Here is a 19,517-nt window from a genome sequence, read left to right on the forward strand (position 1 = left end):
CACTCAACCAACCCCGAAAGGAAGGTCGCGTTCGACTTGCATGTGTTAAGCACGCCGCCAGCGTTCGTCCTGAGCCAGGATCAAACTCTCCAACAACAAACCAAAAGTCGGAAAAAAATCCAAGCAAAAAAAATATAAACTCAAAAACCGCAAACAACCAGAAAACCAGACCCCAAAACACAGAGCCCACAAGCTTTCCACTGTTTAACGGGGGTAAAAACACACCAAAAAACATAAAAAGCATGACACACTGTTGAGTTCTCAAAGAACACACGCACACCCGACCACAACCAGAAACCGGGGGCTTGTACTCTCCACCAACGCTCGGCCCCATCTTTACCGGGTCCGTGCCGCGCTGACAGAAACAAAGTTACACCACACCAAACACCCCACAAACAGGGGGGTCCCTTTTCGCACCGACAGGCGTTTACCGAGGTCAACGCCCCTCTCTTCGGCGCAGGACGCATGCTTCTGGCGATCCTCTCACCGACGATGTGCGGCCGATGTGACCCAGGCCTCGCGAATTATCGGCGCCCGCTTCGCTTTCCGCCCGCACGAAAGGTGCTGACCTGGGGTTTTCCTTCGATCCAGAACCGCCAGGGCAGGGTTTGCGCGACGCTGATGCCCACTCTGGGGCCGCTGCCGATCGTGAACGCCTCGCCGTCGTCCCCGTGTTCGAGGCGGATCGGGGAGCTCGTGCGGAGCAGGTCGGCACCGTTCGCTTCGGTGTCGAGACCGAGTGCGCTGGTGAGTTTGGCGGGGCCGCTGGCGAGGTCCCGGTCGCGTTTGGCCGCAGGCCGGCGTTTGCGGGCCAGTTCCTCGCCTTCGATGACCTCGCCGGCGCGGAGCAGGACCGCGCCCGCCTCGCCATCGGTCATGGTGACCACGTTGGCGCAGAAGTGCATGCCGTAGGTGAAGTACACGTAGAGATGCCCGGCCGGTCCCCACATCACGGCGTTGCGTTTCGTCTTGCCGCGGTAGGAGTGCGATGCGGGGTCGTCGGCGCCGCGGTAGGCCTCGGTCTCCACGATGCGCACGGCGACCTGGTCGGTGCGCAGTACCGAGCCGAGCAGCATCCGGGCGGCGGCCACGGGATCGATGGCGAGCTCTTCGCGTTCGAACATCACAGCACCAGGTTAGAGCTACAGCGGAAGAACGTAGGTGCGTTTGTCGGCGTGCCCGAGGCCGTTTCCGGCTCCGTAGTGCGCGTAGAACCCCTTCGACTGGCCGTTGTGCAGCGGGGTCTGCCAGCGCAACCGGCCCGCGTGCGCGGATTCGGCCGCTGCGCGCATGGCGTCCATGAGCCGGGGGCCCAGCCGTGCGCCGCGCCTGCTTTCGGCGATGTAGAGGCAGTCCATCGTGTAGTAGGTGTCGCCGCGCCAGGTGCTCGGTGCGGCGAATCCGCTGACGTAGCCGAGTAGTTCGCCGTCTTCCTCGGCGACGAGGCAGAGCAGGCTTTTCTCGGTGAACAGCAGCCGGTCGAGTCGTTCGGCGAGATCGGCGGGCAGCGGGTCGATCGCCGGTTCGAATCGCCGGTCGTATTCCGCGTGTGCGCGGCACAGCTCGGCGAGTTCACCGAGCTGTGCCCTGCGCACTTCGTGTATTTCGATCACCGGGCAGTTGCCCATTCACGGTGCCCGTTCGCGCGCTCCGCGGCGCGCTGCAGCTGTTCGCGTACCCGCGCACTTGCGGTTCCGCCGTAGCCGTCGCGTGATTCGATCGAGCCACGCACGGTGAGCACCTCGCGCACCTTGGGGGTCAGCGCGGGGTCGATGGCGGCGAGTTCGGCATCGCTGAGGTGTTCGAGTCCCTTGTTCGTCCGCTCCGCGACCCGAACGCACTGCCCGGCGGCCTCGTGCGCCTGACGGAACGGAATGCCTTGGCGGACGAGCCATTCCGCGATGTCGGTGGCGAGGGTGAACCCGCGCGGGGCCAATGCCGCGAGCCGGTCGGTGTGGAAGGTGAGCGTGCCGAGCATTCCGGCGAGCGCGGGGAGCACCAGCCCGAGCTGCTCGACCGTGTCCACGAGCGGTTCCTTGTCCTCCTGCAGGTCCCGGTTGTACGCAAGCGGTTGCGCCTTCAGGGTGGCGAGCAGTCCGGTGAGGTTCCCGATGATGCGCCCGCTCTTGCCACGGGCCAGTTCGGCGATGTCCGGGTTCTTTTTTTGCGGCATGATGCTCGATCCGGTGGACCACGCGTCGTCGAGGGTGACGTAGCCGAATTCGGCCGTGTTCCAGATGATCACCTCTTCGGCGATCCTGGAGAGGTCCACCGCCAGCGTGGTGAGGCAGAACGCGAATTCCACGGCGAAATCCCGCGAGGCGGTGCCGTCGATCGAGTTCTCCACCGCGCTGTCGAAGCCGAGTTCCTCGGCGACGAGTTGCGGGTCGAGCCCGAGAGAGGAACCGGCGAGCGCGCCCGAGCCGTAGGGGCTGACCGCGGCCCGCTTGTCCCAATCGCGGACGCGTTCGATGTCCCGCAGCAGGGCCTGCACGTGCGCGCCGAGATGGTGGGCGAGCAGTACCGGCTGGGCGTGCTGCAGGTGGGTGCGGCCGGGCATCGGAGCCTCGGGGTGCCGGTTCGCCTGCTCGAGCAGCGCCTCGATCACATCCAGGGTGCCGCCGACGATTTCCGCCGCGGATTCCCGCAACCACATCCGCAGCAGCGTGGCGATCTGGTCGTTGCGGGAGCGGCCGGCGCGCAGTTTGCCGCCGAGTTCGCCGCCGGCGCGGTCGAGCAGCCCGCGTTCGAGCGCGGTGTGCACGTCCTCGTCGCCCGGGCTCGGCACGAATTCGCCGCTGCGCACATCCTCGGCGAGCCGGTCGAGCGCGGCGAGCATGCCGTCGAGCTCCTCCTCGCTGAGCAGCCCGGAGCGGTGCAGCACCCGGGCGTGCGCCTGCGAACCGGCGATGTCGTAGGGCGCGAGCCGCCAGTCGAAGTGGGTGGATACGGAGAGTTCCGCGAGCGGTTCGGCAGGCCCGCCGGCGAACCTGCCGCCCCACAACGCGGTCGGCTTGTCCTGCTCGGCCATCAGGCCTGCCCCTGTTCGCGCTTGGCGGCGATCTTCGAGGGAAGGCCCCACAGCTGCACGAAGCCCTTGGCCAGCGACTGGTCGAAGGAGTCGCCCTCGTCGTAGGTGGCGAGGTTGAAGTCGTACAGCGACTGATGGGAGCTGCGTCCGGTGACGGTGACGCTGCCACCGTGCATGGAGATCCGGATGTCCCCGGACACGTACCGCTGGGTGTCTCCGATGAACGTGTCGAGGGAGTCCTTGAGCGGGGAGAACCAGAGGCCGTCGTAGACCAGCTCACCCCAGCGCTGGGCGACGGTCCGCTTGAACCGGGCGAGGTCCCGCTCGACGGTGACGTTCTCCAGTTCCTGGTGCGCGGTGATCAGGGCGATCGCGCCGGGGGCCTCGTAGACCTCACGGGACTTGATGCCCACCAGCCGGTCCTCGACCATGTCGAGTCGGCCGATGCCGTGCGCGCCGGCGCGCCGGTTGAGTTCCTGGATCGCTTCGAGCACGGTGACCGAGCGGCCGTCGATGGCGACGGGGGTGCCCTTGTCGAAGGTGATCACCGCTTCGTCGGGTGCCTTCCACTGGGTGGGATCCTCGGTGTAGGAGTAGACGTCCTTGGTCGGGGCGTTCCACAGGTCCTCGAGGAAGCCGGTCTCCACGGCGCGGCCGAACACGTTCTGGTCGATGGAGAATGGGGATTTCTTGCTCACGTCGATGGGAAGTTTGCGTTCCTCGGCCCAGGCGATCGCCTTCTCCCGGGTCCACGCGTAGTCCCGGACGGGCGCGATGACCTTGAGGTCGGGGGCGAGTGCGCCGATCCCCACCTCGAAGCGCACCTGGTCGTTGCCCTTGCCGGTGCAGCCGTGCGCCACGGTGCTCGCGTTGTGTTTCTTCGCGGCGTCGGCGAGGTGTTTGACGATCAGCGGCCGGGACAGCGCGGAGACCAGCGGATACCGGTCCATGTAGAGCGCGTTCGCGTGCACGGCCGGAAGGCAGTACTGCTCGGCGAATTCGTCCCGCGCGTCGGCGACCTCCGCGGCGACCGCGCCGCAGTCGAGTGCCCGCTTGCGCACCGTTTCCAGGTCCTCGCCGCCCTGCCCGAGGTCCACGGCGACGGCGACCACATCGGCCCCGGTCTCCTCGGCGATCCAACCGATCGCCACCGATGTGTCCAGCCCGCCCGAGTAGGCGAGTACTACCCGCTCAGTCATTCTTCCTCCTGTTGCTCTGTGTTGCTCACCAATGCCATGAACTTCCCGGCGAGCTGCATGCCGGTCAGTGGTTCGCGCGCGATGACGATGATCGTGTCATCCCCGGCGATCGTGCCGACGACCTCGGCGAGGGTCGCCCGGTCGATCGCGCTTGCCAGGAACTGCGCCGCACCGGGCGGAGTGCGCAGTACCGCGAGATTGCCCGCCCCGTCCGCCGAGGTCAGCAGTTCACCGAGGAGCCGGGACAGTCGCCCGGTCCCGCCCTGCACCCCGCGCACCGGGGAACCGTCCTCGGGGATGACGTAGACGGCCGCGCCGGAGTCCGCCGCGCGCAGTTTGACCGCGCCGAGTTCGTCGAGGTCCCGGGACAGCGTGGCCTGGGTGACCTCGATGCCGTTCTCGGCGAGGAGCCGGACGAGTTCGCTCTGGCTGCGGAGCTGGTGGGTGGCGACGAGTTCGCTGATCTTGGCCTGCCGTGCGACTCGGGTGGTTGCGGTGGTCATGATCGCCCACGCCTTTTCACGACCCCCGCACATCCCCCGCCCTCACCGGGGGGCGACCCCGCATCCAGTATATCGGCACCGGGCCTGGGAGAAACCGTTCGCGAAAATCTGTGGACGGCCGTGACCGCTGTGGATGGTCGAGCATACGGACGGCCCGGGAACACCGTCGGGAATGGGTTCATCGCGCCTCCAATAGGGAGACGAGCAGTGCTTTCTGGGCGTGCAGGCGGTTCTCGGCCTCGTCCCACACGGCGCTGGCCGGACCGTCGAGCACCTCGTCGGTGATCTCCCAGCCACGATGGGCCGGCAGGCAGTGCAGCACGATCGCGCCGGAGTTGGCCCGTGCCATGAGTTCGGCGTTGACCTGCAGTCGCCGGAAGGGCTGGACGCGGTCTTTGCCGTCGTTCTCCTGCCCCATCGAGGTCCAGGTGTCGGTGACGATGACATCGGAACCGGCCACGGCGTCCTCGGCGTCGGTGAACACGGTGACGCTGCCCTCGGTCTCGCCCGCCCGCTTCTTGGCGTCGAGCACGACCTCCTGCAGCGGCTGGAATCCCTCGGGGGCGACGACCCGCACGTGCATCCCAGCCGTGGTACCGCCGAGCAGCAGGGAGTGCGCCATGTTGTTGGCACCGTCGCCGAGGTAGGTGGCGGTGACCCCGGCGAGGCCGCCGAGCCGTTCCCGGATGGTCTGCAGGTCGGCGAGCAGCTGACAGGGGTGGAATTCGTCGGTGAGCGCGTTGATGACCGGAATCCCGGAGGCCGAGGCCATGGCGTCGATGCGCTTCTGCGCGAAGGTCCGCCACACGACGGCGTCGACGTACCGGGACAGCACGCGGGACGTGTCCTCGATGGTCTCCTCGCGGCCGAGCTGCATGGAGCGCCCGTCCACGACGACCGGATGCCCGCCGAGCTGTTTGATGCCGACCTCGAAGGAAAGCCTGGTGCGCGTGGAGTTCTTCTCGAAGATGGCGGCGACGGACTTGCCGTGCAAGATGTTCCGGCTCAGCGGCTCGGCCTTGAGCTCGTCCGCCAGATCGAGCACGGCGCGCTGGGTCTGCGGGGTCAGGTCGTCATCGCGCAGGAAGTGCTTCGGCATATCAGGACTCCTCGCCTGCTGCGTCCACAATGGACGGTAGTTCGGAAACGAAGGTGTTCGCCTGCTCCTCGCTGAGCACGAGTGGCGGGGCGAGCCGGATGGTGTCCGGGGCGACCGCGTTGACCAGGTAACCGGCCCGCTGGGCGGCACCGGAGACCTGCTTGGCGATCGGTCCGGTCAGCCCGATGCCGAGCAGCAGCCCGAGTCCGCGCACCCCGCGCACCCGGTCGTGTCCGAGCGCCTCGATCCCGCTCGCGAGGTGCTTGCCGAGCACCTCGGCGTGTTCACACAGGCCCTCGGCCGCGATGGTGTCCAGCACGGCCAGGCCCGCCGCGGCGCACACCGGGTTGCCGCCGAAGGTCGTGCCGTGTGTTCCTGGGGTGAACAACTCACCCGCCGCGCCGATCCCGAGCACGGCACCGAACGGCAGACCACCGCCGAGGCCCTTGGCGAGGGTGATCAGATCGGGCAGGATTCCCGCCTGCTGGAAGGCGAACCAGGAACCGGTGCGCCCGATCCCGGTCTGTACCTCGTCGATCACCAGCAGCGCACCGGCCCTGCGGGTGATCTCCCGCGCCGCGTGCAGATAACCGTCGGGCGCGGGAAGCACTCCGGCCTCGCCGAGCACCGGTTCGAGGAACACGGCCGCGGTCTCCGCGTCCACGGCGGCTTCGAGCGCGGCCACATCGCCGTACGGCACATGCTGCACGCCGGGGACGAGCGGTTCGAACGGAGCTCGTTTGCCCGGCTGCCCGGTGATCGAGAGGGCACCCATGGTCCGGCCGTGGAAGGCGCCTTCGCAGGCCACGATCTTGCCGCGCCCGGTGAGCCGGGTGATCTTCAGCGCGGCCTCGGTCGCCTCCGCCCCCGAATTGCAGAACAACGCCTTGCCCTGCGCGCCGACGAGATCGAGCAGCCGCTCGGCCAGGCGCAGCCCCGGTTCGTGCGCGTAGAAGTTCGAGGTGTGCCCGAAGGCCGCAATCTGCTCGCTCACCGCGGCCACGATGGCCGGATGTGCGTGCCCGAGCGCGTTCACCGCGATCCCGGAGAGCAGATCGGTGTAGGCGGCGCCGTCCGCGTCGTAGAGTGTGGCTCCCTCCCCGCGGCTGATGGTCAGCTCCGGCGTGCCGTAGTTGTCCATCATCACCGCGCGCCAGCGCGCCTGATTGTCCAGATTAGACATTGCGCTCTCCATCGGACACCGCCTCTCCGGGGTAGACCATCGTGCCGATTCCCTTGCTGGTGAACACTTCGAGCAGCACCGAATGCGCGATCCGGCCGTCGATCACGTGCGCGCGCGGAACGCCCGATTGCACGGCGCGCAGGCAGGCCTCCATCTTCGGCACCATTCCACTGGCCAGCCCGGGAAGCAGCCGCTCGAGCTCGTCCGCGTCGAGCTGGCTGTACAACGATGCCGGATTCGGCCAGTCCGCGTAGAGCCCCTCGACATCGGTGAGCACCACGAGTTTCTCCGCCCCGAGCGCGATCGCCAGCGCGCCGGCCGCGGTGTCCGCGTTGATGTTGTGCACCACGCCGTCCGCGTCCGGGGCGACCGTGGACACGACGGGAATCCTTCCGCTGTCGATGATGTCGCGCATCGCCTCGGCATTGACCTCGTCGATGTCCCCGACCAGCCCGATATCCACCTGCTCACCGTCCACAATGGCCGGACGGCGGGCCGCGGTGAACAGCCGGGCGTCCTCCCCGGACATACCGACCGCGTACGGACCGTGCGCGTTGATCAGGCCGACCAGTTCCCGCCCGACCTGTCCGACGAGCACCATGCGCACGATGTCCATGGTCTCCGGAGTGGTCACCCGCAGCCCACCGCGGAACTCGCCCTCGACGCCGAGCCGTTCGAGCATCGTCGAGATCTGCGGGCCGCCGCCGTGCACCACGACCGGGTGCAGCCCGGCAAGGCGCAGGAACACCATATCGTCGGCGAAGGCCTGCTTGAGCGATTCGTCGGTCATGGCGTTGCCGCCGTACTTGAGCACCACCGTGGTGCCATGGAAACGCTGCAGCCAGGGCAGCGCCTCGATCAGGATCTCCGCCTTCGCCGCGGCCGTCTCGATCCGTGGATCCATGCCGCCGCTCATGCCGTCGCTCATGAGGAGTACGCGCTGTTCTCTTCGACGTAATCGTGCGAGAGATCGGTGGTGAGCACGCTCGCGGTGTGCGCGCCGAGGTTCAGCCCGATCTCGACGGCGATCTCCGCACCGGAAAGGTCCGCATCCTCCCGGTTCCCCGCGGCGAGCCCGTCCCGGCACAGCGTCACCCCGCCGATGGTGATGTCCAGCCGGTCCGGATCGACCTCCGCCGCCGACCGGCCCACCGCCATGGCCACCCTCCCCCAGTTCGGGTCCGATCCGAACATCGCGGTGGACACCAGCGCGTCTTCTGCCACGGTGCGGGCCACGGTCTCCGCGTCCGCCGGGCTGACCGCGCCGCGCACGGTGATGGTGACCCGTTTGGTCACCCCCTCCGCGTCGGCCTGCAGCTGCCCGACCAGATCGGCGCACACCGTGTACAGCCCGGAGCGGAACTCCTCCGGGGCCGGGCGCACCCCGGAGGCACCGGAGGCCAGCAGCAGCACCGTGTCGTTGGTCGAGGTCCCGCCGTCCACGTCGAGGATGTTGTAAGTCCTGGCCACCACATCGCGGAGCACCCGGTCGGCGAGCTCCGCGTCGAGCACCGCGTCCGTGGTGAGCACGGACAGCATCGTGGCCATGTTCGGCGCGCACATCCCGGCGCCCTTGGCGAACCCACCGACCGACCAGCCGGCCTCGTGCGTGGTGTGCGCCTGCTTCTCGACAGTGTCCGTGGTCAGCACCGCATCGGCGGCCGCGGTGCCCGCTTCGGTCCCGCCGTCCAGCGCCGCGGTCGCCGTATCGATGCCCGCCTCGACCGCGGACATCGGCAGCGGCTCTCCGATCAGCCCGGTCGAGCACACCGCGATCTCGATGGCGCCGACCCCGAGCAGTCCGGCGAGTTTTTCCGCGCTGGCATGGGTGTCCTGGAAACCACGCGGCCCGGTACAGGCGTTCGCGCAGCCGGAATTGAGCAGCACCGCACGCAGTTTGTGTTCGGCGAGCACCTGCTGTGACCACAACACCGGGGCTGCCTTGACCTTGTTCGTGGTGAAGGTGCCGGCCGCCACGAATGTGGGCCCCTCGTTGACGACGAGCGCCAGATCGCGTGCACCGGATTTCTTGATCCCGGCGGCGATCCCGGCCGCCCGGAAGCCCTTCGGCGCCGTCACGCTCATCGCACTCCCTCCCTGCGGGAGCTCGGTGCTTCGCGGCGGCGCTGTGTCGGCGATTCGCTCATGGTGTCACTCCCGTCGTCGGCAGCCCGAGCGTCTCCTCGAGCCCGAGTGCGAGATTCATGCATTGCACGGCACCACCGGCGGTGCCCTTGGTGAGGTTGTCCTCCGCGCCGACCACCACGAGCACGCCCGCCTCGGTGTCCACGGTGACCTGCAACTGCACCAGATTCGCGCCGAGGGTGCTCTTCGTCGCGGGCCAGAGCCCTTCGGGGAGCACGGTCACGAACGGCTCGGCGCCGTAGGCCCGTTCGTAGACCGCGCGAGCGTCCACTGTGGACAGCTCACGGGCGAGCGGGGCGGTGCAGGTCGCCAGGATTCCGCGCGGCATCGGGGCCAGGACCGGGGTGAACGAGACCCGGACCGCTCCCCCGGCCGCCGCCGACAGGTTCTGGATCAGTTCCGGGGTGTGCCGGTGGGCCCCACCGACCCCGTAGGCACTCGCCGAGCCCATGACCTCGGAACCGAGCAGATGCGGCTTGAGCGCCTTGCCCGCCCCGGAGGTCCCGCTGACCGCGACCACGTTCACCGAGGGCTCGACGAGCCCGGCGGCGAGCGCGGGGGCCAGCGCGAGTGAGGACACCGTGGGATAGCAGCCGGGCACCGCGATCCGCTTCGCGCCGCGCAACCGGTCCCGCCCGCCGGGCAGCTCGGGCAGGCCGTAGGGCCAGGAACCCGCGTACTCCCCGCCGTACCAGCGCGCCCAGTGCCCGGCCGACTCCAGGCGATGGTCCGCCCCGCAATCGATCACCACGGTGTCCTGGCCGAGCTGCGCGGCGAGCTCGGCGGAGCTGCCGTGCGGCAGGGCGAGGAACACCACATCGTGCCCGGCGAGCGTGTCCGCGGTGGTCTCGGCGACCACCTGGTCGGCAAGCGGGGACAGGCCGGGCACGAGCTCACCGAATCGTCGGCCCGCGTTCGCTCCCGCGGACAGCGTTCCGATCTCGGCTTCGGGATGGGCGAGCAGCAGCCGCAGGAGCTCGGCTCCCGCGTATCCGCTCGCACCGGCTACGGCGACCTTCATATGAATGATTATGCACTATGATGCAACTTCACCCAAGTCGAGTGGCGCTGGTCACCACGAACGAAGCAGTCACCCCGACCGGCTCGGGCAGCGCGGCGATGTCGGCACGCAATCGTTCCGGGTCCACATGGTGCGCGCTCGGCCCCATCAGCACCAAGTCGGCGACCGCCGCGTGGTCCAGGGTGAGCTCGATACGCAGCCGCTCCCGCGCGGTCTCGGTGAACGCCGTGCCGAGCGCGCGCCGCAGCCGCTCGGGTTTGTCCGGGGCGACCGTGATCAGGCCGAGCCGCTGCACGAGTTCCCCGAGGTGACCGGGACCGGGCGTGACCGCGAGCAACAACCCGTCCGCGGCGAGCACCCTGCGGTACTCCTCGGCATGCCGCGGGCTGAACACGTTGAGCAGCACCGTGGCCGCGCCATCGGCGAGCGGCAGGCGACCGCGCAGATCGGCGACCACCGCAGCGGCCCGTGGGTGGGCCTTGGCGGCGCGGCGGATCGCGGGCGCGGACAGATCGAGCGCGAGACCGCGCGCGTCCGGGGCACCGTCGAGCACCGCGGACAGGTACTCCCCCGATCCGGAACCGGCGTCGAGCACCAGTCCGGCAGTACCCGCGAGCCCGGCGAGCCGGTGCTGCAGCGGCGCATAATGGCCCGCGCCGAGGAACCGGGCCCGCGCGGCGACCATCTCGGCGGTATCGGCATTGCGCGGTGGTTTCGCCGCCCCCGCGCGCAGGTTCACGTACCCCTGGCGCGCGATATCGAAGCTGTGCCCCTCGGCGCAGCGCACGGAATCGCCGACGGTGATCGCCCCGGAGCACACCGGGCAGCGCAGCCACCGCTCGACGAGCGAGAGCCTGCTCATCGCGGACACCTTATCCCGCACCGCGGTTGCGTCCGGTCACCGCGCGGTCTACGCTCAGGTCGTTCGTACAGGACGATCGCACAGGTCGATTGGACAGTAGATTGAGCTCACCGGCAGCGGCCCGTGGCCAGGAAGTGCGGGCGCGACTGCTGGCCGCCGCGGCCGAACTCATTCCCGAGCGCGGCTGGTCGGCGGTGAGCACCCGGGCACTCGCCGAGCGGGCCGGGGTGAGCAGCAGCGTGGTGCACTACCACTACCCCTCGATCCAGGCTGTGCTGCGGGAAGCCGCGCTCGGCCTGATCGCCCGGCTCGTCGGGGAACTGGACACGGTGCTCGCCGGCGCGGCAACCGCCGCCGGGGCGATCGGGGAACTGCTCGCCGCGATCCGCGCCTACTCCGGGACCGATCCGGTCTCGCTGCTCGCGATCGAGACCTACCTCGCGGCGAGCAGGGACGAACAGCTGCGCGCCGGGATCGCCGAAGCCCTCGCCGAGTTCCGGGCCCGGCTCGGGCACTGGCTCGGCGAGCACGCGATCCCCGCACCGGAACCGACCGCCGCGGTCCTGGCCGCCGCGCTCGACGGACTGGTCCTGCACCGGGGCCTGGACACGGACCTGGACAGCGCGACGATCGACGAGGTACTCGCGCGATTGGTTCCGCAGGACGGCTGAGGAGGATCCGATGACCAAGACCCGGCCACCCCGGTTGATGCGCCTGCTCCAGGTACTGGGCTCGCTCTACGACCACCGGTTCGGCTGGCTGCTCGGACAACGGTTCCTGCGGCTGGACCACACCGGTCGCCGGTCCGGGCGCGAGTACCGGATCATGCTCGAGGTGATCGGCACCGACCGGCGGGCCGGGGAGATCTACGTGCTCGCCGGGCTGGGCCCGAAAACCGACTGGTACCGCAATGTTCTCGCCGCCCCCGCGCGGATCGAGCTCGGCGCGGCCCGGCTCGAGGTGCGGGCGCACCCGGTCGATCCGGGGAAGGCGGCCGGGATCCTGAACGGCTACGAGTACCGCAACCGGCTGTTCGCCCCATCGTGCGGCGCGGACTGAGCTGGGTGATCGGCTGGCGTTACGACGGAAGCGAAGCGGCAAGGCAGCGGCTGCTCGCCGAATGTCCCGTCGTCGCTTTCTGCCCGGTGAGAGCCTAAACCGCGCTCAGACCCAAGAGTTGTTTAAGAGCCCGCCCGCCTGAGGGCCGTTTCCTAATTTCCACCAAGGTTCGTGGGCGAGGATTACCGGTGTGAGCGCACCGACCACAGCACTCGCGCCGACGGGCGCACGCGAGGTTCCATCACGTCCCCGGTCCGGCCATCTGCACCAGATCGACATGGTGCGCGTACTCGCGTTCTCGTTCGTGATCCTCGCGCACGTGGTCAACGGCGTGAACGATATGGCCGATCCGGATGTCGCCGCGGTGTCCATGTCGATGCATTTCACCCGCAGCGCGTTCTTCTTCCTCACCGCGCTGGTGCTCGTGTACGGCTACCGGGATCGCCCCTCCGGCGTGTTCTCGTTCTGGCGCAAGCGAATCGGCGTGGTTGCGGTGCCGTACGTCGTCTGGTCGGCGATCTACACCGCGATCAACGCCCCGGATGCGACGCTCGGCGACTTCGCCCGCGCGTTGTTGCAGAACCTGATCACCGGCGGCGCGATGTACCAGCTGTACTTCCTCGTGGTGACCATCCAGTTCTACCTCGTCTTCCCGCTTTTCCTCGCCGTGCTCCGGGCGATGCGCCGCTGGCCGGTCCTGACGCTGAGCATCGCGATCGCGTTCCAGTTCGCCTACGACTCGTTCTTCTCGATCCAGCCCGCGCCGGTCGACGGGTTCCTCGGCGAACATTGGCAGGTCGTCACCTCGGTGCTGCCCAGCTACCTGATCTACTTCGTGATCGGCGGCGTGGTCGCGATGCACCTCGAGGTGGTCACCGAGTGGACGCGCAAGCATTTCTGGGCGATGCTCGGTTTCGCCGGCGCCGGTCTCATCGCCGTGCAGATCAACTACTACGCCAACATCGGCGAGGGCATGCACCCGTTCACGGCGAGCAATCCGCTGCAGCCGAGCCTGATGATCTGGTGTGTGCCCGCGGTACTCGCTGTGTATGCGATCGGGGTCCGGTGGGCCGACCGCAGGCAGCCCGGCAGTGTGGCGGACAAGGTGTTGCAGGGCGGCACGCTGCGCGCGTTCGGCATCTTCCTCGCTCACCCGCTCGTACTCTCGCTGATCTACGACAACCTCCTCGGCCAGCTCATCGGCAACTTCGGGTTCATGGGTGCCACGACCATCGTGTACCTGCTCGGAGTGGCGGGTTCGGTGCTGCTCGTGGAACTGGTGCGGCGCACCCCGTTCTCGACGAAGCTCATCGGGCGCCCCTCGACCCCGCTGCTCAGCGCGAAGGCCAGGAACACCCTGCGCAGCCTCGGCGGGCTGAAACCCACGGCATAGACCCGAAAAACCGGCCCGCCCACTGAATCCTCCGTGGGCGGGCCGGTTTTTCGTGCGGGTGTACTCAGCGCAGGGTGGCGCCGTGCCGCTGCCCCGCGAGCTGCACCGCGGCATCGCGGGCCGCGGTCGCCTCCTCGCTGGCGAGGGTGCGGTCGGCGGCCCGGAACCGCAGGGAGAAGGCCAGGGAGCGCTTGCCTTCCCCGAGCTGCTCGCCGGTGTACACATCGAAAAGGGCGAGATCCTCGAGCAGTTCGCCCGCGCCCTCGCGCAGGGTCGCGGCGAGCTCGGCGGCCGGGACGGTCTCGTCCAGCACCACGGCGACATCGAGCAGCACCGGCGGGTACGCCGAGATCACCGGGTTGATCTTGTTGTCCGCCACCGGAATCGCGGACAGCTCGAGTTCCATGGCGCAGGTGCGCTTGGGCAGGCCGAGCCGTTCGAGCACCTTCGGGTGCAGCTCGCCCGCGTAACCGACGACCGTCTCACCGTGCCGCAGCTGCGCGCACCGGCCGGGGTGCCATGGCGCGTGCTCGACGGCCCGTACGGTCAGCGAGATCCCGATCGCGTCCGCGACGCCGTGCGCCGAGGCGACCGCGTCCGCCCAGCCCGCCGGTTCGCCCTTGCCCCACCAGCCCGCGCGCTGCCGGTTCCCGGTCAGCAGCACCGCGACGTGCTCGGGCTGCTCGGGAAGGGCCGCGTCGAGTGCCCGCAGCTGTTCCTCGCTCGGGCGCTGCTCGACGCCGACGCTCGGCACCGGCGGCTGTTCGGTCTTGGCGATGAATACCGGGGCGATGGTGAACAGGCCGACATCGCGCAGACCGCGGGAAAGGTTGCGGGACATGGTGTCCGCGAGCACCGGAAGCAGCGTGGTGGCCAGCAGGCCCGCCTCGGTGTCGAGCGGGTTGAGCAGCCGCACGGTGCGGGTGCGCGGATCGTCCTCGGCCAGCCCGAGCGCGTCCAGCTTCTCCTGGGACAGGAACGGGAACGGCCGCGCCTCGACGTATCCGTCATCGGCCAGGGCCCGTCCGATCGAACGCAGCCTGCGCTGTTCCCCGGTGAGCCCGCGGCCCGCGGGCGCGGGCGGCAGCACCGAGGGAATCGTGTCGTACCCCTCGAGCCGCAGCACCTCCTCGACGAGGTCGGCGGGCTCGGTCAGGTCCGGGCGCCAGCTCGGCGGGGTGGCCTGCACCATGGGCGTGCCGTCCTCGGCGGTGAACACCTCGATGCGGCAACCGATCTTGGTCAGCCTGGTGACCGTGACACCGCGCGGGTACCGCACCCCGGCGACCCGGTCGGGCAGATCAATCGCCATGGTGACCGGATTCGGCAGCAGCGGATCGCCCACATCGGTGCGCCCGTGCGCGGCTTCGGCGTCCCCGAGGCGCTGCAGCAGGCGCACGGCCAGTTCCAGGGCGGCGGGCGGAAGCAAGGGGTCGACACCGCGCTCGAACCGCTTCGCCGCCTCACTCGGGAGCTTGTGCCTGCGCGCAGTACGGGAAATGGAAGCCGGTTCCCAGTTCGCCGCCTCGAGCAGGATATCGGTGGTGCCCGCGGAGATCTCGGTGGTTCCCCCGCCCATGACCCCGGCGAGCCCGATCGGCCCGCGGTTGTCGGTGACCACGACATCGTCCGGATCGAGTTCCCGGTCCGCCTCGTCGAGCGTGGTCAGCCGCTCCCCCTGCTTGGCGCGGCGCACCACGATCGGCCCGTCCATCCGGGTCGCGTCATAGGCGTGCAACGGCTGGCCGAGTTCGAGCATCACGTAGTTGGTGACGTCCACGGCGAGCGAGATCGAGCGGATACCCGCGGCCATCAGCCGCTGCTGCATCCACCACGGGGTCGGCGCGGTCGGGTCGATCCCGGTGATCCTGCGCAGCACGAAGCGCGGGCAACCGGCCGGGTCCTCGACCTTGACCTCCCAGGGCTGTTCCTCGGTCTCCTCGATCTCCAGACCGGCCGGGTCCCCGAAGGGCAGATCGAGCGCGCAGGCCAGTTCCCTGGCGAGCCCGCGCACCGAGAGTGCGTAACCGCGGTCCGGGGTGATCTCCAGGTCCACCACCGTGTCCGGGATCCCCAGCGCGGCGCGCGCATCGGTGCCCGCCTCGGCGAAACCGGTCGGCAGCACCAGGATCCCGTTGTGGTCCTCCCCGATCCCGAGTTCGAGCGCGGAGCAGATCATCCCCTCGGAGACCCGCCCGTAGGTCTTGCGCGCGCCGATCTCGAACCCGCCGGGCAGCACCGCACCGGGCAGCGCCACCACGACGAGGTCGCCCTCGGTGAAGTTGCTCGCCCCGCAGATGATGTGGTTCTGCGCCCCGTCGTCGGAGACATCCACGGTGCAGTACCGGATGGGCTTCTTGAACTCCGTCAGTTCCTCGATCTCGGCGACCCGGCCGACCAGCAGCGGACCGGAGACCTCGCCGACCCGGTCGATGGCCTCGACCTCGTGGCCGATGCGCACCAGCGCGTCCGGGAACTGATCGGTGCTGACGTGTTCGTTGAGTTCCAGGTGTTCGGCAAGCCAGGAAACGGGGACTCGCATGCTCATGCCTCCGTTCCGAAGGGAAGGGTGAACCGGATGTCGCCTTCGACCATGTCCCGCATGTCCTCGATGCCGTTGCGGAACATCAGGGCGCGCTCGACGCCCATGCCGAACGCGAAGCCGGAGTAGACCCCGGGATCGACCCCGCAGGCGCGCAGCACGTTCGGGTCGACCATGCCGCAGCCGCCCCACTCGACCCAGCCGGGCCCGCCCTTGCGTTCCTCGAACCAGATGTCCATCTCCGCGGACGGTTCGGTGAACGGGAAGTAGTGCGGGCGGAACCGGGTGCGCGCCTTCGGCCCGAACAGGGCGCGCGCGAACGCGTCCAGGGTGCCGCGCAGGTGCGCCATGGTGATGCCCTTGTCCACCGCGATGCCCTCGACCTGGGTGAACACCGGGGTGTGGGTGGCATCGAGGGTGTCGGTCCGGTACACCCGCCCCGGGGAGACCAGGTACACCGGCAGTTCCCGGTTCAGCAGACCCCGGATCTGCATCGGCGAGGTCTCGGTGCGCAGTACCAGGCCGGAGTCCTCCGGAGCCACGTAGAAGGTGTCCCGCGTGGTCCGCGCGGGGTGGTCCGGGCGGAAATTCAGCGCGTCGAAGTTGAACCACTCGGTCTCGAGCTGCGGGCCGTCGGCGACCTCGTAGCCCATGCCGAGGAACACATCGGCCACCCGCTCGGTCATCGTGGTGATCGGATGCCGCGCCCCGCGCGGGATCCGGTCCCAGGGCAGGGTCACATCGACCTTCTCCTCGAGCAGCACCTGGGAGTCACGCTCGGCCTCGAGTGCGTCACGGCGCTGCTCGTAGGCCTGCTGCACGCGTTCCCGCGCCGCGTTGACCCGCTTGCCCGCCTCGGACCGGGCGGCCGGGGGCAGCGCTCCGATCTCGCGCCGCGCGAGGAGCACGGGCGCGCCGTCCCCGAGGTGGGCAGGCTTCACACCCGCGAGCGCGTCGAGGTCGGCCGCCTGCGCGAACGCGGCGGTCGCCGCCTCGACGGCGGCATCGAGGGTCTCCGCGCTGAGCGCGGCTACCTGCTTGGGATCGTACGAGTCGTTTGCGCCTGACATCGCTTCCGGGCTGCTCCTGTGGTCGGTCGAAAACCTCTTACCAATGAGACCGGAAGTAAGCCGGCTCGAATCGACGAGCTTCCCTCGGCATGCGGGGGTCGGCTTACTGGAGGTCGGTTTGGTATTTACCGGCACAGTGATCGTATCCACCGCGGTTGACCCTATGCATGGCGGTTCTCGGGTTTATCGGTGAATGCCGATGTATACAGGCAAATCGAGGCCGCCGCGGCCAGGTTCAGGCTCTCCGCGCGGCCGTAGACGGGCAGCGCGAGGAACTCGTCAACCCCGGTTGCCTCGCTCAACCCGTGTGCCTCGCTGCCGAACACCCACGCGGTCGGACCGGCGAGCCACTCGGCACCCGGATAGGCGAACCGGTGCGCGGTTCCGCTGGTGCCGAACACCCGCAGCCCGGCATCGCGGCAGGCCCGCAGCGCGGAGCCCAGCTCGGGCTCCCTGGCCACCGGCACGTGGAACAGGCTGCCCGCCGAGGCGCGCACGCACTTGCCGTTGTGCGGGTCCACGGTCTGCCCGGCGAACAGCACCGCGTCCGCGCCCGCGGCATCGGCGGTACGCAGCACGGTTCCCGCATTGCCCGGATCGGTGATCCCGGCCAGCACCGCGACCAGGCGCGGGGTCCCGGCCAGCGCGGTTTCCACGGGCACATCCACGAGCCCGCACACCGCGAGGATCCCCTGCGGGGTGACCGTCTCGGACAGCCCGGCCGCGGCCTTCTCGGTGATCGTGGATACCGGGACACCGCGGCCGCGGGCACGCTCGGTGAGCTCCCGATGGCGATTCCCCGCCTGCTCGGTGGCGAACAGCTCGTGCACCACCGGGGCGTTCTCCAATGCGGCACCGGCCGCGTTCGCTCCCTCGGCGAGGAAGCGCCCGGTCTTGGTGCGTTCCGCGCGGCGGATCAGCCTCCGCGCGGCAACGACCCGGGGCGTTCGTTCGGTGAATACCGAAGAACCTGCCCCGGGTCGCTGTGTGTCGCCTGTGTCGCTGATCCCTCAGTCCTTGCCAGGAACCGACTGCGCGTCGGCGTGGGCGCGGGCCACCTCGACCAGCGCGGTGAACGCGCCGGCGTCGTGCACGGCGAGCTCGGCGAGGTTCTTGCGGTCCACCTCGACGCCCGCGGCCTTGAGGCCCTGGATCAGGCGGTTGTAGGTGATGCCGTTCTGCCGCGCGGCCGCGTTGATACGGGTGATCCACAGCTTGCGGAAGTCACCCTTGCGGGCGCGGCGGTCCCGGTAGGCGTAGTTCAGCGAGTGGAGGCCTTGCTCCTTCGCCTTGCGGTAGAGCCGGGAGCGCTGGCCGCGGTAGCCGCTCGCCTGCTCGAGCGTCGTCCTGCGCTTCTTCTTGGCGTTGACCGCCCTCTTGACGCGTGCCACGTGAAAGTCCTGTCGATCTGATCGGGGAAATGGTCAGTGCTTGGTGCCCGGCGACCGCGTCAGCGGCCGAGCAGTTTCTTCATCCGCTTCACATCGGGCTTGGCGACCTCGGCGGTGCCCTCGAGCTTGCGGGTCAGCTTGCTCGACTTGTGCTCGAGCAGGTGGCGGCGTCCCGCGCGCTCCCGGCGCAGCTTGCCACTCCCGGTCACCCGGACGCGCTTGGCCGTTCCCTTGTGGGTCTTCATCTTCGGCATGGTGATTCCCTTGTTCTACTTTTCGGCTGGACCGTTGCTGGGCAGACCAGTCACTCGGTCTCGGTCGTCGCCTGATCGGTCGTGGCCTGCGCCTTGGGCCGCTGCTTCGGGTTCTTGGTCGGCGCGAGCACCATGATCATGTTGCGGCCGTCCTGTTTCGGCGCCGATTCGACGGTGCCGTACTCGATCACGTCGTCGGAAAGCCGCTGGAGCAAACGGAACCCCAGCTCGGGACGAGACTGCTCGCGGCCGCGGAACATGATCGTCACCTTGACCTTGTGCCCCTGCGCGAGGAAGCGGACCACGTGGCCCTTTTTCGTCTCGTAGTCGTGCGGGTCGATCTTCGGCCGGAGCTTCTGCTCCTTGATGACGGTCTGCTGCTGGTTGCGGCGTGACTCGCGAGCCTTCTGCGCGCTCTCGTACTTGAACTTCCCGTAGTCCATGAGCTTGCAGACCGGTGGGCGGGCCTGCGGGGCGACCTCGACGAGATCGAGGTCCGCTTCGCCGGCGAGCCGGAGTGCGTCCTCGATGCGGACGATGCCGACCTGCTCACCGTTCGGTCCGACGAGACGGACCTCGGGAACGCGGATGCGCTCATTGATGCGCGACTCGGAGCTGATGGGGCCTCCTCGGTAAAGCTGGTTTCGTTGCTGTCGTGCGCGCCCGGGAGCTGCACGTGGAACCCCAGCAAACCGAAAGCCCCGCATGCGGTACGCATACGGGGCCCACGTCTCCGACCGGTCACCTGGTCATGCCAGGCTTCAC

At 68.9% G+C, this 19,517-nt stretch carries 20 protein-coding genes and 1 rRNA gene; 3 read left to right on the forward strand and 18 right to left on the reverse strand.

Going from position 1 to position 19,517, the window contains the following annotated elements; all coding sequences use genetic code 11:
- From A37U_RS0140550 to A37U_RS0140605, 12 genes are all read right to left on the reverse strand, one after another.
- Window positions 1-96: ribosomal RNA gene (locus tag A37U_RS0140550) — 16S ribosomal RNA — on the reverse strand; the annotation flags it as partial.
- A 428-nt stretch (window positions 97-524) separates the two neighbouring features.
- Window positions 525-1,124 carry a DNA-3-methyladenine glycosylase gene (locus tag A37U_RS0140555; RefSeq protein ID WP_020502383.1) on the reverse strand — a complete coding sequence of 200 codons (600 nt, stop codon included), beginning with the start codon at window positions 1,122-1,124 and terminating at the stop codon, window positions 525-527.
- Between the two features lie 18 nt (window positions 1,125-1,142).
- Window positions 1,143-1,613 (reverse strand): GNAT family N-acetyltransferase, encoded by a 471-nt coding sequence (locus tag A37U_RS0140560; protein ID WP_026198144.1) that lies wholly within the window; start codon window positions 1,611-1,613, stop codon window positions 1,143-1,145.
- Window positions 1,610-3,031 (reverse strand): argininosuccinate lyase, encoded by a 1,422-nt coding sequence (argH, locus tag A37U_RS0140565; protein ID WP_020502385.1) that lies wholly within the window; start codon window positions 3,029-3,031, stop codon window positions 1,610-1,612. The genes A37U_RS0140560 and argH overlap by 4 nt, the downstream gene beginning before the upstream one ends.
- Entirely contained in the window at window positions 3,031-4,230 is a 1,200-nt protein-coding gene (locus A37U_RS0140570; protein ID WP_020502386.1) for an argininosuccinate synthase, read from the reverse strand. Before A37U_RS0140570 ends, argH begins: the two co-directional genes overlap by 1 nt.
- Complete coding sequence (locus A37U_RS0140575; protein WP_020502387.1) at window positions 4,227-4,733, reverse strand: arginine repressor; 507 nt, start codon at window positions 4,731-4,733, stop codon at window positions 4,227-4,229. Before A37U_RS0140575 ends, A37U_RS0140570 begins: the two co-directional genes overlap by 4 nt.
- Window positions 4,734-4,911: 178 nt before the next feature.
- On the reverse strand, window positions 4,912-5,832 hold the full coding sequence (argF, locus tag A37U_RS0140580; RefSeq protein WP_020502388.1) for an ornithine carbamoyltransferase: 921 nt from the start codon (window positions 5,830-5,832) through the stop codon (window positions 4,912-4,914).
- 1 nt (window position 5,833) lies between these two features.
- Window positions 5,834-7,027, reverse strand: a complete 1,194-nt coding sequence (locus A37U_RS0140585; RefSeq protein ID WP_026198145.1) for an acetylornithine transaminase — start codon at window positions 7,025-7,027, stop codon at window positions 5,834-5,836.
- Window positions 7,008-7,919 (reverse strand): acetylglutamate kinase, encoded by a 912-nt coding sequence (gene argB, locus A37U_RS0140590; RefSeq protein ID WP_240437832.1) that lies wholly within the window; start codon window positions 7,917-7,919, stop codon window positions 7,008-7,010. Before argB ends, A37U_RS0140585 begins: the two co-directional genes overlap by 20 nt.
- 20 nt (window positions 7,920-7,939) lie before the next feature.
- A complete protein-coding gene (gene argJ, locus A37U_RS0140595; protein ID WP_020502391.1) occupies window positions 7,940-9,100 on the reverse strand; it encodes a bifunctional glutamate N-acetyltransferase/amino-acid acetyltransferase ArgJ in 1,161 nt (386 codons plus the stop codon).
- Between the two features lie 58 nt (window positions 9,101-9,158).
- Window positions 9,159-10,187: an N-acetyl-gamma-glutamyl-phosphate reductase gene (gene argC, locus A37U_RS0140600; protein WP_026198146.1), complete on the reverse strand. Its 1,029-nt coding sequence runs from the start codon at window positions 10,185-10,187 to the stop codon at window positions 9,159-9,161.
- A gap of 22 nt (window positions 10,188-10,209) precedes the next feature.
- The gene (locus A37U_RS0140605) at window positions 10,210-11,043 is read right to left on the reverse strand and encodes a putative RNA methyltransferase (RefSeq protein ID WP_020502393.1); all 834 of its coding nucleotides are present in this window, start codon (window positions 11,041-11,043) and stop codon (window positions 10,210-10,212) included.
- A gap of 101 nt (window positions 11,044-11,144) precedes the next feature.
- Here A37U_RS0140605 and A37U_RS0140610 point away from each other — a divergent pair, with 101 nt between their 5' ends.
- From A37U_RS0140610 to A37U_RS47800, 3 genes are all read left to right on the forward strand, one after another.
- Entirely contained in the window at window positions 11,145-11,714 is a 570-nt protein-coding gene (locus A37U_RS0140610; RefSeq protein ID WP_026198147.1) for a TetR/AcrR family transcriptional regulator, read from the forward strand.
- A gap of 10 nt (window positions 11,715-11,724) precedes the next feature.
- Entirely contained in the window at window positions 11,725-12,102 is a 378-nt protein-coding gene (locus A37U_RS47795; protein WP_020502395.1) for a nitroreductase family deazaflavin-dependent oxidoreductase, read from the forward strand.
- Window positions 12,103-12,292: 190 nt separating this feature from the next.
- On the forward strand, window positions 12,293-13,495 hold the full coding sequence (locus A37U_RS47800) for an acyltransferase (protein WP_020502396.1): 1,203 nt from the start codon (window positions 12,293-12,295) through the stop codon (window positions 13,493-13,495).
- A 64-nt stretch (window positions 13,496-13,559) separates the two neighbouring features.
- Here A37U_RS47800 and pheT read toward each other — a convergent pair whose 3' ends face one another.
- The 6 genes from pheT to infC form a co-directional block, all read right to left on the reverse strand.
- Window positions 13,560-16,037 carry a phenylalanine--tRNA ligase subunit beta gene (pheT, locus tag A37U_RS0140625; RefSeq protein WP_026198148.1) on the reverse strand — a complete coding sequence of 826 codons (2,478 nt, stop codon included), beginning with the start codon at window positions 16,035-16,037 and terminating at the stop codon, window positions 13,560-13,562.
- Window positions 16,038-16,039: 2 nt separating this feature from the next.
- Entirely contained in the window at window positions 16,040-17,107 is a 1,068-nt protein-coding gene (gene pheS, locus A37U_RS0140630) for a phenylalanine--tRNA ligase subunit alpha (protein WP_020502398.1), read from the reverse strand.
- 161 nt (window positions 17,108-17,268) lie between these two features.
- The gene (locus A37U_RS0140635) at window positions 17,269-18,114 is read right to left on the reverse strand and encodes a TrmH family RNA methyltransferase (RefSeq protein ID WP_205623136.1); all 846 of its coding nucleotides are present in this window, start codon (window positions 18,112-18,114) and stop codon (window positions 17,269-17,271) included.
- A gap of 3 nt (window positions 18,115-18,117) precedes the next feature.
- Window positions 18,118-18,498 (reverse strand): 50S ribosomal protein L20, encoded by a 381-nt coding sequence (gene rplT, locus A37U_RS0140640; RefSeq protein ID WP_020502400.1) that lies wholly within the window; start codon window positions 18,496-18,498, stop codon window positions 18,118-18,120.
- Window positions 18,499-18,557: 59 nt separating this feature from the next.
- On the reverse strand, window positions 18,558-18,752 hold the full coding sequence (gene rpmI / locus A37U_RS0140645) for a 50S ribosomal protein L35 (RefSeq protein WP_020502401.1): 195 nt from the start codon (window positions 18,750-18,752) through the stop codon (window positions 18,558-18,560).
- Window positions 18,753-18,802: 50 nt separating this feature from the next.
- Entirely contained in the window at window positions 18,803-19,459 is a 657-nt protein-coding gene (infC, locus tag A37U_RS0140650) for a translation initiation factor IF-3 (protein ID WP_020502402.1), read from the reverse strand.
- Window positions 19,460-19,517 lie beyond the last annotated feature (58 nt).

Source organism: Sciscionella marina DSM 45152, assembly GCF_000379465.1.
Lineage (GTDB): Bacteria > Actinomycetota > Actinomycetes > Mycobacteriales > Pseudonocardiaceae > Sciscionella > Sciscionella marina.